Origin of the sequence: Microcoleus sp. bin48.metabat.b7b8b9.023 (genome assembly GCF_013299185.1) — a bacterium.
GTDB lineage: Bacteria > Cyanobacteriota > Cyanobacteriia > Cyanobacteriales > Microcoleaceae > Microcoleus.
In genome coordinates, this window is record NZ_JAAFKG010000012.1 from 21435 (window position 1) to 34384 (window position 12950).

Annotated in this window: 13 protein-coding genes; 9 read left to right on the forward strand and 4 right to left on the reverse strand. The window is 44.0% G+C overall.

From position 1 onward, the window contains the following. Positions 1 to 220 precede the first annotated feature (220 nt). From QZW82_RS09485 to QZW82_RS09500, 4 genes are all read left to right on the forward strand, one after another. The gene (locus QZW82_RS09485) at positions 221 to 505 is read left to right on the forward strand and encodes a type II toxin-antitoxin system Phd/YefM family antitoxin (RefSeq protein WP_293147394.1); all 285 of its coding nucleotides are present in this window, start codon (positions 221 to 223) and stop codon (positions 503 to 505) included. A 2-nt stretch (positions 506 to 507) separates the two neighbouring features. Next, on the forward strand, positions 508 to 846 hold the full coding sequence (locus QZW82_RS09490) for a type II toxin-antitoxin system RelE/ParE family toxin (RefSeq protein ID WP_293147396.1): 339 nt from the start codon (positions 508 to 510) through the stop codon (positions 844 to 846). A 62-nt stretch (positions 847 to 908) separates the two neighbouring features. Beyond that, positions 909 to 1289 (forward strand): Imm30 family immunity protein, encoded by a 381-nt coding sequence (locus QZW82_RS09495; RefSeq protein ID WP_293147398.1) that lies wholly within the window; start codon positions 909 to 911, stop codon positions 1287 to 1289. 157 nt (positions 1290 to 1446) lie between these two features. Beyond that, a complete protein-coding gene (locus tag QZW82_RS09500) occupies positions 1447 to 5022 on the forward strand; it encodes a CHAT domain-containing tetratricopeptide repeat protein (protein ID WP_293147400.1) in 3576 nt (1191 codons plus the stop codon). Here QZW82_RS09500 and QZW82_RS09505 read toward each other — a convergent pair. From QZW82_RS09505 to QZW82_RS09515, 3 genes are all read right to left on the reverse strand, one after another. Then, complete coding sequence (locus QZW82_RS09505) at positions 5019 to 5387, reverse strand: hypothetical protein (protein WP_293147402.1); 369 nt, start codon at positions 5385 to 5387, stop codon at positions 5019 to 5021. The genes QZW82_RS09500 and QZW82_RS09505 overlap by 4 nt on opposite strands. A gap of 239 nt (positions 5388 to 5626) precedes the next feature. Further along, on the reverse strand, positions 5627 to 6232 hold the full coding sequence (locus QZW82_RS09510) for a Uma2 family endonuclease (protein WP_293147404.1): 606 nt from the start codon (positions 6230 to 6232) through the stop codon (positions 5627 to 5629). Positions 6233 to 6453: 221 nt separating this feature from the next. Further along, positions 6454 to 7011: a gamma carbonic anhydrase family protein gene (locus tag QZW82_RS09515; protein ID WP_293147406.1), complete on the reverse strand. Its 558-nt coding sequence runs from the start codon at positions 7009 to 7011 to the stop codon at positions 6454 to 6456. A 105-nt stretch (positions 7012 to 7116) separates the two neighbouring features. Here QZW82_RS09515 and QZW82_RS09520 point away from each other — a divergent pair, with 105 nt between their 5' ends. From QZW82_RS09520 to QZW82_RS09530, 3 genes are all read left to right on the forward strand, one after another. Then, positions 7117 to 7626 carry a TIGR02652 family protein gene (locus tag QZW82_RS09520; protein ID WP_293147408.1) on the forward strand — a complete coding sequence of 170 codons (510 nt, stop codon included), beginning with the start codon at positions 7117 to 7119 and terminating at the stop codon, positions 7624 to 7626. A 113-nt stretch (positions 7627 to 7739) separates the two neighbouring features. Next, positions 7740 to 7880 (forward strand): hypothetical protein, encoded by a 141-nt coding sequence (locus QZW82_RS09525; protein WP_293147410.1) that lies wholly within the window; start codon positions 7740 to 7742, stop codon positions 7878 to 7880. Continuing rightward, positions 7852 to 8304, forward strand: a complete 453-nt coding sequence (locus QZW82_RS09530) for a VOC family protein (protein ID WP_293147412.1) — start codon at positions 7852 to 7854, stop codon at positions 8302 to 8304. Before QZW82_RS09525 ends, QZW82_RS09530 begins: the two co-directional genes overlap by 29 nt. Positions 8305 to 8889: 585 nt before the next feature. Here the strand turns inward: QZW82_RS09530 and ctpB are convergent. After that, entirely contained in the window at positions 8890 to 10206 is a 1317-nt protein-coding gene (gene ctpB / locus QZW82_RS09535) for a carboxyl-terminal processing protease CtpB (RefSeq protein WP_293147414.1), read from the reverse strand. 196 nt (positions 10207 to 10402) lie between these two features. Between ctpB and QZW82_RS09540 the strand changes: the two genes are divergently transcribed. Both QZW82_RS09540 and QZW82_RS09545 read left to right on the forward strand, forming a co-directional pair. Then, the gene (locus tag QZW82_RS09540) at positions 10403 to 11242 is read left to right on the forward strand and encodes a hypothetical protein (RefSeq protein WP_293147416.1); all 840 of its coding nucleotides are present in this window, start codon (positions 10403 to 10405) and stop codon (positions 11240 to 11242) included. 266 nt (positions 11243 to 11508) lie between these two features. Next, entirely contained in the window at positions 11509 to 12942 is a 1434-nt protein-coding gene (locus QZW82_RS09545; protein ID WP_293147418.1) for a transposase, read from the forward strand. Positions 12943 to 12950: the final 8 nt, after the last annotated feature.

A 12950-nucleotide genomic window follows, 5' to 3' on the forward strand; every position in this document is an offset into this window, starting at 1 on the left:
CGGGCAAATTCCGGCAGAGCCTTAATAGTATATAACAGTTAGTTCTGTAGATATCGTAGGGTGCGTCGCCATCAGTCATCTACTTGAGAACCTGAAAAATCTGATAGCGACGCACCCTACAAGGATTCTCGTTACCGACAATATATCACCCAAGCTTAGATTGACAAACTCCGCAGGTATCGTTTAACATTTAATTAGATGCTAATTTAATGTTATCATTATGATTAACCTTTCAAAAGACATACATTCTCTCACCGATTTTAAACGTAATACGACTGAGTTTGTGCAGCGGCTCAAGCAAACAAAACATCCTTTAGTTCTAACTGTCAATGGGAAAGCAGAGTTAGTGATTCAGGATGCTGAATCCTATCAAAAACTTTTAGATGCGGTTGAGTTATTAGAGACTTTAAAGGGAATTAAACTGGGTTTGGAACAAATGGATCGAGGGGAAGGGCAAAAAGCGGAGGTTTTTTTCAATCAACTGTTTGATAAGTTAGATAGTTAGGCATGAATCAGAAATATCAAGTCATTATCCAACCCGCAGCACAAAAAGGAATCGAGGAAGCCTATTTTTGGTTAAGTAATCATTCTTCTCTGAAGGCTAGAACTTGGTTAGAAGGATTATATAAAGCTACCTTATCGCTAGAAAATATGCCTTCTCGTTGTTCTTTCGCCTTTGAGAATAATTTTTTTGATGAAGAAATCAGACAACTGGTTTACGGCAAGGGACGAAATGCCTATCGGATTCTGTTTACGATTGTTGATGATATGGTTCATATAATTTTCGTGCGACACGCTTCTCAAAAACCGATGATAGGTGAATCAGATGAGGAAGGTAATAGCTGATGCAAGAAAATATCTGGATTAGCATTTTAAAAGCCAATAAATTGATGCGATAGCCTGATGAAGTGACAGCTTTTGAAAATGCTTTAGCCTCACTTGCCGATCGTCCTCAAGATGAAGATTTGCCAGATTTGCATCTAATTTTAGACGATCGCTGCGAACAACCAGAAGTCATGTTTGGTTTGATTCATTTTCTGGAATCTTTTGATGTGTCAGCCCAGATTCAAGCATTTGTTACAGTTGTACCGCAATTAATGCTCGTTGCTTCGGAATGGACGAGAATCCTCCACCATCGCATTTTAAATGATGGTGATGCTTGTCGTTTGTATCGAGATATTTTGCATTCATCGAACTCCCAAGAACCTAATTTTGTTCGTCAATTGCTCGAAGAAAGCGCTAGTTACCATTTAAACAAGCGGGAGCCAAAATTAGCGTTAGCTAGGTAAGATCGATTATACAGGATTCCTGATAAACTCGACTTTTGCCCGAAGTCAGGTGTTTGAATGCCTAGTGCCAGTATCTAATTCCACCTGTACCGACTGCCCGGAATCAGTGGGATTGCTGATGAAGAAAGTAACATCACTACTCCGAATATCGCCGAAAATGAATGAAAGCCGCCGCGAAGCCTATCTGGATCTGATTAATCAGCTACTCAATTGTCAGAGTGGGGAAGCAGAAGAGATTTTGAATAATAACTTAGAGTTGGTCGATGCTGGGTTGGCGCAGATAATGCTACAAGAGTCGGAGGAACTTGAACAGAGGGGAAACAGTAATTTTGCCAATTTTTTAACCGATATTGCCTATCAGCTAGAGGAGGGACTGGGATTGAGAAGATCAACACCAACACCAAAATCTCAACGTGACTTCTTGGAGGAAGTATTACAGGAAATCCACAACACCGACGGCAATCGGCAAATAGTGTACTCATTGCTGCGGAAAAACTTAGATAAACTTGATGAGAACTTTGCTACTGTCTTGCAAAATTGGGCAACGGTAAGACTACCACATGCGCCAGCCGAAACACAATGGATTGCGTTAGATATTGGCGAATTCAGTAACCTGATGAGCAATTTTTCTTCAGGCAACCAGGCAGATAATTTAGAAATTGCTATAGTTGGTTATAAAGTATCACTGTCAGTTTTTACTCGTGAAGCCTTTCGTCTACAGTGGGCAACTCTCCAAAATAATCTTGGTAAAGCTTATCTATACCGCATAAGGGAGGATAAAGCTGAAAATTTGGAACTTTCAATTGAGTGCTATTGTGCGGCACTAGAAGTTCGTACCCGTGAAGCTTTTCCTGTGAATTGGGCAACTCTCCAAAACAATCTTGGTGCTGTCTATAGCGAACGCATCGAAGGGGATAAAGCTGACAATATGGAATTAGCGATTGCCTGTTATCGTGCAGCATTAGAAGTCCGCACTCGTGAGAATTACGAGGTAGATTGGTCGGCCACTCAAAATAATCTTGGCACAGCTTACAGTGAGCGCATCCAGGGAAAGAAATACGAAAATTTAGAACTTTCAATTGAGTGTTATCGTGCAGCACTGGAAGTCCGCACTCGTGACAATTACGAGGTAGACTGGGCCGCTACTCAAAATAATCTTGGTTTAGCCTACACTAATCGGATCGAAGGGGATAAAGCTGATAATTTAGAACTTTCAATTGAGTGTTACCGTGCAGCATTAGAAGTTCGTACTCGTGAGAATTATAAGGTAGACTGGGCAGCTACTCAAAATAATCTTGGTTTGGCCTATACTAATCGGATTGAAGGGGATAAAGCTGATAATTTAGAACTTTCAATTGAGTGCTATTGTGCAGCATTAGAAGTTCGTACTTTTGAAAACTTTCCTCTACAATGGGCAACTTTACAAAGCAATCTTGCTGCAGCCTATAGCGATCGCATTCTGGGAGATAGAGCCGAGAATTTGGAAGAAGCGATCACCTCATATAAGCGTGCATTAACAGCCTATACCCATAAAAGCTCACGTATAGAGTGGGCAAGGATTAATAATAATCTTGGTACAGCCTATACTGTACGAATCAGAGAGGATAAAGCCACGAATATAGAAGAAGCAATAAAATGCTATGGTTATGCGCTAGATGTCTACAGTCCACAACACTCACCCCAAGATTGGGCAATGACGCAAAATAATCTTGGTACAACCTACAGACACCGTATCCTAGCAGATAAATCCACAAGCTTAGAAGACGCGATCGCGTGTTATCGGGCTGCCCTAATAGTTTACAAGCGTCGAGCTTTTCCTGTGGAGTGGGCAAATACCCAAAATAATCTTGGGAATGTCTATGGCGATCGGATCGAAGGGGATAAAGCTAAAAATTTAGAAGCAGCTATCAAATTCTATCAGAATGCACTATCAGTATCCTCCCGTGAAAAGTTTCGTGTGGACTGGGCAATGCTCCAAGATAATCTTGGCATAGCTTACATCAAGCGCATTAGAGGGGACAGATCTAAAAATTTAGAAGCAGCAATTAGATACTATCAAGATGCACGAGAAGTCCGCACCCGTGAAGATTTTCCTCAAGGCTACATCGCTACTTCATTTGGCTTAGGTTTTGCTTATAAACAAGCTCAAAAATTCCAAGATGCCTATGATGTTTTTTACGCTGCCATTGATACTGTAGAATCTCTCCGAGAGGAAATCATTTCAGGGAATGAGACCAAACAGAAACTAGCTGAAGAATGGCATCGCATATATCTGAATATGGTAGAGATTTGTCTTGCTTTGGGCAAAGTAACTACCGCGATTGAATACGCTGAACGGAGCAAAACTCGTAACTTGACAGAAAATATCCTCACCCGTGACCTCAAAAGCCTATTTCCCGAAAAAGTAGTCATTTCATTAGAAAAACTGCGAGATGAAATCTCTTACTACCAATATAAAATCCAAAGGGGTAAAGCAGAAAATTATAGAGACGTAACGCAACATCTGAAACAATTACGACAGCATAAAAATGAATTACAAGATAAATATATGCCAGTTGGTTATGGCTTCAAGTTTAGAGAATTTCAAGCAACGTTAGATAATAATACAGCCATTATAGAGTGGTACATTACCAATATAGGATTAGAAACATTTGTTATTACTAGTAGTTCTATCCAACGGCTTACTTTAAAGACTTCCGCTGAGAGCTTGCAAGTTTTAGAAGATTGGGGGAATGAGTATCTAAAAAAATATTATGGCGACAAAGAAGATTGGGGAAAGAGCCTAGCTTCTAGCCTCAAAAATTTGGCTGATATCCTACATATTGAGGAGATTATAGATCGTGAGGAGATTAAAAAGTGTTTACGCCTCATCCTCATTCCCCATCGCGCTTTGCATCTATTTCCCCTCCACGCACTCCCTTTAGCCGATGGTGAATTCTTATGCGACAAATTCCCCAAAGGTGTCAGCTATGCACCCAGTTGTCAGCTATTATTACAAGCACAGAAACGAAAACGCCCCGACTTTACCCACCTGTTTGCCATCCAAAATCCTACTAAAGACCGTCCCTATGTCGATTTGGGAGTTGAAGCTATCCGTCCTTATTTTCAGCCTAATGACTATGTTCTCCCTGGAGAGCAAGCAATCAAAGCTAACCTCATTCAATCAGAAAAACTACGCTCTGCCCATTGCTTCCACTTCTTCGGTCATGCTACATTTAACTTTGAAAAATCAGCTCTAATTTTGGCGGATGGACACCTGACGCTGGGAGAAATCTTTGCTCTAGACTTAAATCAATGTCGCCTAGTTATCCTCTCGGCTTGTGAAACTGGGATGACAGATTTTAACAGCATCAGCGATGAGTATATCGGTTTGCCAAGTGGTTTCCTGTTTGCAGGTAGTCCCAGCGTCGTCAGTACCCTTTGGGAGGTAGATCAACTGTCTGCTGCTTTTCTGATGATTGAGTTTTATGAAAACCTCAGAAAATATAAACAGTTAGAAGAGGGAGATATTGCGATCGCCCTCAATCTATCACAGAAGCGGCTGCGAGATTTAACTGTTGACGAATTTAAAAAACGCCTGGTTCAATACAAGCCTCTAATTGATGAAATCCTTAGTAAACTACCAAAAGTAGAGCGTAGGAAAGCTGAGGCATCAATAACATATCGCCTATCTCAAGCATATCCTTTTGCTCACCCTTCCGATTGGGCAGCCTTCACAGCTACAGGAATCTAAGCTTCAGACTCAGACGACTCGCAAAACTTATCAACAGCTATTTTAGTCACGTTGATAGCAACTAACGTTGCTAAATTACCAGGAAACGGCATAAAATCTCTCAAATCCTTGAATAATTCCAGTACATCACCTGTGTATTTGCTACAGATAACTTCCCGCGCTTTCTCGGTTAACTCGTCTAAATAACTTTGGCCTGACTTTGCCAGAGTGGATTTTGTGTCTCCAGACTCAAGTGCTAACACTTCTGCTGCATCTTCTAAACTGTTATCGCAAGCTTCTACTTCGTCAAGCGCAGCTAGAGCATCTGGATAATCGGCTAATTGAGAGCGATATTGTGCAATTTCTTCTGATGTAAGTACGGTCATTTAAGCCTGACTCCGTAAAATGTGATTAATGCTTTTTACTTTCACTCATCCGACAGCCTCAGCCGGATGTTTTCCAGTTTATCATATTCCCAAAGACATATTCATTCCCAGGACTTACCCACTCATACCAAAGAAACCGGGTTTTTATGAGTTTCTGCGTGTTGTGACGAAGTTTTATCGAAAAAACCCGGTTTCTGAATACCCGCACGTCAATCCTATATATAGTTTGACACCCCACTTTATCGGGGCAGAATATCATCTAAGCGAAGTTGCAAGCTTTTTAACAGAGGAGAAATAACTGGTTCACCTAGGCGAAACTGTTGCTGAACATAATCTTGGTCAATCAGTTGACAAACGGTGATAGTAGGTTGTTTTGGTTTACCGATAAAAGCCACGCCTCCTAATCCACGATAATCAACTATCCAATATTCTGGAATTCCTAAAAGAGCGTATTCTTCAACTTTTCGAGCATAATCTGTTTCCCAGTTAGTGCTGACGACTTCTACTGCCAATTTAATGGTTCGCCCGAGCGTGATTACAGGTTCTCTTTCCCAGAGGGGTTCGCTGACAAGGGCGGCTTCATCTAACACTACAATATCGGGACGGCGGGCAGTAGCTGCGTCGGAAAATGGACGGATTAAACAAGTCCGGGGAATAAACCAAGGTAGTTTTTCTGCTGCGATCGCAATTACTATTTGAGCTACCAATTTGCCGCTGACGGTTTCGTGGGGGCCTGTGGGTGACCTGTCAACTAATTCTCCGTCAGCAAGTTCGTAGCGGGGGTTGTTACAGTATCGATCGACAAATGTTTCAAAGGTGAGGATTTTTTGCGCGGTGTAAGTCATTATAAATCAATACTTTTTTGCTTGATTTTAATTACAATAGTTTAGCATTCTTCTCGAATAAAACTAACCCGGAGATCCCCCCTAGCCCCCCTTAATAAGGGGGGGACAAGAAATATTCTCAAAGTCCCCCTTCTTAAGGGGGATTTAGGGGGATCTAGACTTCGATAAAAACGAGAGAGACAGAGGGTTTCAGTTTTAAGTTGACATGAATGTTGAAAATCTCATTCATTCACCTCAGCAAATCCCAAATCAGAACCTTTTCCCGCGTGCACCAAAGCCAACTTTTCGTAACGCTTGGCGTGTTCCACCAACTCCGCAGATTCTTCTTCAGACAAGTCTCGCAGCCGCTTGGCAGGCACTCCCGCAACCAGCGTGTGAGGGGGAACGTCCTTCGTGACAACCGCCCCTGCACCGACGATCGCGCCTGTACCCACTCTCACTCCGTCCAGGACGATCGCCCCAATCCCGATCAAACAGCCCCGTTCAATGTAAGCTGAATGAATCACCGCTCGGTGTCCGACTGTCACGAAATCTTCTAAAACAGTCGGTTTCCCCGGATCGCCGTGTAGAATTGCTCCATCTTGGATATTGGTACTTTTGCCGATCGCAATTCGTTCTACATCCCCCCGCACCACTGCCCCGTACCAGATACTCGCGCCCGCAGCCACCTCTACCCTGCCGATGACAACAGCGCCTTTCGCTACAAAAGCAGCTTGGGAGAGATCCGGTGCAGGCCAATAGGCAGGAAGTGCAGGCAGAGGTTCGTTGAGATTGCTCATCTTTTTGGTCGATCGTGATACTTCTAGCAGATTAGCTGGTTGTTGATACGGGATATAATAAGACTATTTGCCACTTTTGCAGATAAATATGTTGGGACGCCATAAATGATTGAAGTTGCCTTGCAATACCCGATGTTTGGCCCGGAAATTCAGTGTCCCCACTGTCGCCAAACAATTCCGGCTTTAACACTCACGGATACCTATTTGTGTCCGCGTCACGGGGCATTTGAGGCAGATCCAAAAACGGGGGAACTCGTTCACCTTCAGTCTGGGCGACACTGGCGCCGCTGGGAGGATGAATGGTATCGCCAGCACACTCACCCTGACGGAATTCGGTTTGAAATTCACGAAGCGCTCGATCGACTTTATACTCAAGGGTACCGAGCAACTCGCGTCATTGTTGCCCAACGTTATCGAGACTTAATCAGCGCTTATTTGGAACGCAGCACCCCTTGGCGGGGCCAGCCGGACTCGCCACGCCCCCGACTGTACGGTTTACCTGTGGATTTTAGCCCCGATCCTGAAGAGGAACCTTGTTGGGAAGTGATTAATTTTGATTTGGAAAAAGAACCGGGAGTTCCAATTAGATATCCCTATTTTCGGTTGTTTGAATAGTCATCGGTCATCGGGCATCGGGCATTGGGCATCGGGCATCGGTCATTAGTGCTGTCCCCGAAGAGGTAACGTTATTAGTTATTAGTCATTAGTTGATTAGTAGTAGGTAAAAATTGACAACTATCAACTGTCAACTATCAACTGTCAACTATCAACTGCCAACTATCAACTGTCAACTGCCAACTATCAACTGTCAACTGTCAACTGTCAACTGTCAACTGCCAAATGCACCACGCCTCTATTCGCACTGCTAACATTCATCGGGCGATCGCCTTTTACGAACAGTTGGGATTTACTGTGAGCGATCGCTTTACCACAGGTTACACCCTAGCCTGCTGGATGGAAGGTCTCAACGGACGCATCGAACTAATCCAAATCCCCGAACCAAAACCCGCACCGGATGCTTTCGGTGACGAGCATTATGTTGGATATTATCATTTATCTTTCGATTTAACTGAGGCGACAACTGATTTGCCGAGTTGGTTGGAGTCTCTCAAACAGCGGTTTGAGGAAGCAGCCTCTGAACAACCAAACCAGTTTCAAGCTTTGAAAGTTTTATTAGAACCGACTCAACAGGCGATCGGGCAAAATGTTTATGAAGTAGCTTTTATTGCCGATACCGATGGTTTGCCCTTAGAGTTTATCCGGCGTCTTAATTCTATCAATTCTGAAAATTAGGAAAACGGCATTGCCGCGTCCGGGCCAGGATTTAGGACTTTTAACTTTGTTTGATAGCGCCAGTCAATCGTAGATATTAGATGCAACACAGCACGAGCCAATAAGATCGTGTCCTGTCAATTAGCATAAAAAAAACCGTTCGTAGTGCGGACTTCAGTCCGCTCTTAGGAATTAAAAGAAATAACTTGTACAATTAAATCCCAGAAGCCTTGATTCTAGCTAAACTATTCCGACCTTAGCCACCTTATTTATTTTTCATTCCTTAGGCTGCGGACTGAAGTCCGCACTACGAACCAATCTTGCTGCATAGCGGACTGAAGTCCTCACTACGAACCAATCTTGCTGCATAGCGGACTGAAGTCCTCACTACGAACCAATCTTGCTGCAATAATATCAATTCCTGTCAATTAGCATAACAAAAACCGTTCGTAGTGCGGACTTCAGTCCGCAGCCGTATAGCGGACTGAAGTCCGCACTACGAACCAATCTTGCTGCGATTAATTGATGCAATCAATTCTTGACAAAACAAAACCCGCTGGTGCGGGTTTCATCTTAAAGCTGATTGTTATTGTCTGACGGTTTCAACTACTTTTTAGGAACAAGAGCTTCATTACCAGTAGGGCGAGTTGACGCAGCGGTAGTTTTCAAAAGTGCGATCGCCTGCGCGTAGCAAGGATCGTCCTTCGTCGCAACCAACGTCGGTTTATTAGCTAATTTCAGTTTTTGTTCGTCGCTAACTTCCACCTTGACATCGGGAGTAACGCCCTTGTGGCTGATATCCGTACCGTTGGGGGTATAGTAGTGAGCGATCGTCACCGCCAATCCCGAACCGTCAGACAAAGGATGCGTAGACTGCACCAAAGCTTTGCCAAAAGTTTGGCCGCCCATCACAGTGGCCCGCTTGTTGTCCTTCAGCGCACCGGCCAAAATCTCGCTGGCGCTGGCCGAGTTGTTGTCTACCAGCACCACCAAAGGCTTGTTAGTGATTGCAGTGCGGTTGGCCCGCATTTCCTGAGAATCTCCCGCACGATAGACTGTACGGACGATCGCCCCAGAATCCATCCACATCTGCGCGATATCAATGCTCACCGACAGCAACCCGCCGGGATTACCCCGCAAATCCAACACAAAAGCGTCAGCTTTCTGCTCCGAGAGGTTTTTAATCGCCCGCTGCATTTGTTCGCCCGCGTGGGAGCTAAACTCTTGCAAGCGGATATAACCGACATTCTTGTCAGCTTCCTTCTTGAGACTGTAGCGAACCGCTGCTACCTCAATTTTCGCCCTAGTCAGAGTAATATCAAACTCGCTTTTGCCCTGACGAGCAATCCGCAGGGTGACTTTCGTGCCTTCGGCGCCCCGAATTACCTGAGCCGCATCCGCGACAGTCATACCTTTGGTAAGTTTGCCATCAATCACCAAAATCCTATCGCCAGCTTGAATCCCCGCCTTCATGGCTGGGGAATTTTCCATCGGCTCAACTACCGTGATCGCTTTCGTTTTCTCGTCTTCTTCGAGCCTCATCCCCACCCCTGTCAGTTCACCAGAGATTTGACTCTTCAGCGCTTCGTACTGTTTCGGATCCATGAAGCGCGTGTAGGGGTCTTTTAATTTCTCTAGGGCATTGCGGAGGGCAGTGTAGGCCGCTTCGCGAGAAGTATAATTTTTGCTGAGCAATTCTTGGCGGGTGACTTGCCAGTCAGTCTTGTTAAAGGTTGGATCGACATAATCTCGGTTCACAATTTGCCAAGCTTCGTCTAAGACAGCTTTGGGGCTATCTTGAAGTTCGGCGCGGACTGACTGACTCAGACTGGGAACGAGTAAAGATATCGAAGCGGTTGTCGCCATCGCCCCAGTGAACAGGGCTGCCTGTAACTTAGAAAAGCGTCTGCGGGCTTGATTCATTGAATTTTGGCTCAATTCGATTTTTGATTTTTGATTGGAGATTTAAAATTGCTAAAAAATCTCAAACTACCACTTAAACTATGTTGTGGAGGCCATAGCATCCCTTTTGACAGTTTAACCAGCTTTACAGTCGATCGCCAACCAATCATTACTGTATTTTAATAAACTTAATTTAAAACTTGGATTTTAATGTCTCATGGAAACTAAAATCGAAAATTTTTCCCGTAAGTGGTTGAGCCTGCTCGTTAATGGAGTTATCGGTGCAGCAGCGCTGGCTGGAGTCATTACCATGCAGTCGATCGGGCAATTAGGCGGAATGACCTCAGTTGGCGTTGAGGAGCAAAAGCCACTCTCTGCAATATCTGCTGCTAGTTTCAAGCAAGCCGCCCAGCAAGAAGCCCAGCAAGAAGCCCTGCGGCTGAAAATGCTCAAAAATCTCCCTAGTTTTGGGTTTGACAATTTAATTGCAGATTGGACATTTCTCAAATTTTTGCAGTATTTTGGCGATGACGAAGCCCGAAATGTGACCGGCTACAATCTCAGCCAAGATTATTTTGACATAGTTACCCAGCGCGACCCCAGGTGGGCTGACATCTACCTATTTCTCTCCACAGCCGTTTCTTTTTATCAAGGAAAACCTGAAACTGCTGTTAAGTTCATCGAGCGGGGTACTAACGCCTTGTCGCCGCAAATTCATCCCCAAGCGTGGATAGTGTGGCGAACCAAAGGTATTGATGAGTTACTGCTGTTGGGAGACATTCCCGAGTCAATTCGCTCTCACGAAATGGCTGCTGATTGGGTGGAAAAAACCCCGAATGAGTCAAAATTGGCGCCTGTTTTTCGAGCAACTGCTGAGTTTTTGCGCCGAGATCCAGATAGCGTGCCGGTGCGGTTTAATGCTTGGAGTACGGTTTATTATCAAACAACTGATAAGTTGGTTCGTCAAAGAGCAAAACAAGCTCTTGTCAAGTTGGGAGCTCGGGTGCAAAAAGATCGGGATGGAAAGGAAAGTTTTATTTTACCTCCGAGAAATTAGGGTGCGCGATGCACGCTCCTGATGCTGTTCTGTGCAAATTTTAACTACCAGCCGGGAAGTCTAAGGGTATATTCAGAGGGGATAAATCTCAATTGCTGCGCTCAGTACCCCGTCGGGAATTACCGCGCTTGATGAAAGGCTCGTCGAATGGAGGAACGGAAGCCGACAATTAGACATTGCGAGTACCTTTAATTTTGATGTACTTTCTCAACATTAAATCAAAAGAAATGGTACATTAAGGTAGGTCGAAAAAAAACAAGTTAAAAATGCAACTCACTTACAAATACCGCCTTAAACCCACCAAAGCCCAACTAATGACGATTGTGGCTCACTTAGAACTCTGTCGCCGACAATATAACTACCGACTCGGCGAAAGATTCAGATGGTGGGAATCTACGAGAACGCCCATTAATTCCTGTCCATTAGTTGTTTCAATAGTCCCTCTTGAGGAGATTTACAGAAGTATTCCTTTAACCAGAGTGCAGACTAGAGATGGCAGGAAGAAGGATGAATCAGGAAATCCTTTGACAAAAAAAGGTGATGTTTTCTCGAACATTGAAGGCGGATATGTACAGTGGCAGGCAATACAACTTGCTGACTTGAAAAACACTAAAAAACTGTTTTCCGACTACAAAGCGTTGGATTCACAGGTTTTGCAAGATGTCGTCAACAGAGTTGAAACTGCTTTTTCAAACTTTACCACGCCCGACAAAAACGGCAATCGTAGAGGCAAGCCCAAATTCAAGGGATTCCACTACTACAAGTCCTTCACTTATCCTCAATTAGACAACTTAGATATCATCAAGGATGAGCAAGATAGGATTTGTATTAGCCTTGCTAAAATAGGTCAAGTACCTATGGTTTTCCACCGACCAATACCAACAGGATTCAAGGTCAAGACGGGTACAGTCATCAGAAAAGCGGATGGGTGGTACATTTCCCTGACGCTAGAAGATAAGAGAGTCCCCATAACGGTTGCAGCAATTCAACCGACCGAAGAAAATACCGTGGGTATCGACCTGGGAATTACTAATTACGTTTACCTTTCCAAGGTTGAAAGGATTGAAAATCCTAGATTATTGAGAAAATCGGCTCAGAAGTTAGCAAGACTTCAAGCGAAGTTAGCGAATAAAGTTAAGGGTTTTAAGCCTTGGAGAATCATCAAGGACAAGATTTCCAAGCTCCATCAGTTTGTAGCTAGAGCTAGATTAGATTTTCAATTTAAAACGGCACATGAGCTATTCAGCAAGTGTGATGTTTTAGTTGTTGAAGACTTGAGCGTCAAAAATCTCACTAGACGTGCCAAGCCCAAGGCTGATGTTGAAAATGGTAATTTGGTTTATTTGCCGAACGGTCAGTCAGCCAAAAGTGGTTTGAATAAATCCATGCTTGATGCTGCTCATGGGCAATTCGCTAGCGTCCTGAAATATGTCGCCTGGAAATTAGGTAAAAACGTTTTGTTTGTTGACCCAAAGGGAACTTCTCAACATTGTTGGAACTGTCTCAACAAAGTTCCAAAAGAATTATCGGAGCGGTGGCATTCTTGTCAGTGCGGAGAATTTTTGGCTCGGGATGAAAACTCAGCTAAACTTATCAAGAAGATTGGTCTGAGTTGCGAAAGTGGCGGGGGAACTCCGTCACTCAAAAAAGCCTTTGCAAAAAAGGAAAAAGAAGCCTGCGGTCTAACGGTACTCCGTTGACCGTCAGG

Excerpts from the sequence above, each read along its gene's own strand:
- QZW82_RS09490 (WP_293147396.1), top strand. The coding sequence starts at position 508 with ATGAATCAGAAATATCAAGTCATTATCCAACCCGCAGCACAAAAAGGA.
- ctpB (WP_293147414.1), bottom strand. The coding sequence starts at position 10,206 with ATGAATCAAGCCCGCAGACGCTTTTCTAAGTTACAGGCAGCCCTGTTC.
- QZW82_RS09515 (WP_293147406.1), bottom strand. The coding sequence starts at position 7,011 with ATGAGCAATCTCAACGAACCTCTGCCTGCACTTCCTGCCTATTGGCCT.
- QZW82_RS09545 (WP_293147418.1), top strand. The coding sequence starts at position 11,509 with ATGCAACTCACTTACAAATACCGCCTTAAACCCACCAAAGCCCAACTA.
- QZW82_RS09530 (WP_293147412.1), top strand. The coding sequence starts at position 7,852 with ATGCACCACGCCTCTATTCGCACTGCTAACATTCATCGGGCGATCGCC.
- QZW82_RS09540 (WP_293147416.1), top strand. The coding sequence starts at position 10,403 with ATGGAAACTAAAATCGAAAATTTTTCCCGTAAGTGGTTGAGCCTGCTC.
- QZW82_RS09505 (WP_293147402.1), bottom strand. The coding sequence starts at position 5,387 with ATGACCGTACTTACATCAGAAGAAATTGCACAATATCGCTCTCAATTA.
- QZW82_RS09520 (WP_293147408.1), top strand. The coding sequence starts at position 7,117 with ATGATTGAAGTTGCCTTGCAATACCCGATGTTTGGCCCGGAAATTCAG.
- QZW82_RS09510 (WP_293147404.1), bottom strand. The coding sequence starts at position 6,232 with ATGACTTACACCGCGCAAAAAATCCTCACCTTTGAAACATTTGTCGAT.
- QZW82_RS09485 (WP_293147394.1), top strand. The coding sequence starts at position 221 with ATGATTAACCTTTCAAAAGACATACATTCTCTCACCGATTTTAAACGT.
- QZW82_RS09500 (WP_293147400.1), top strand. The coding sequence starts at position 1,447 with ATGAATGAAAGCCGCCGCGAAGCCTATCTGGATCTGATTAATCAGCTA.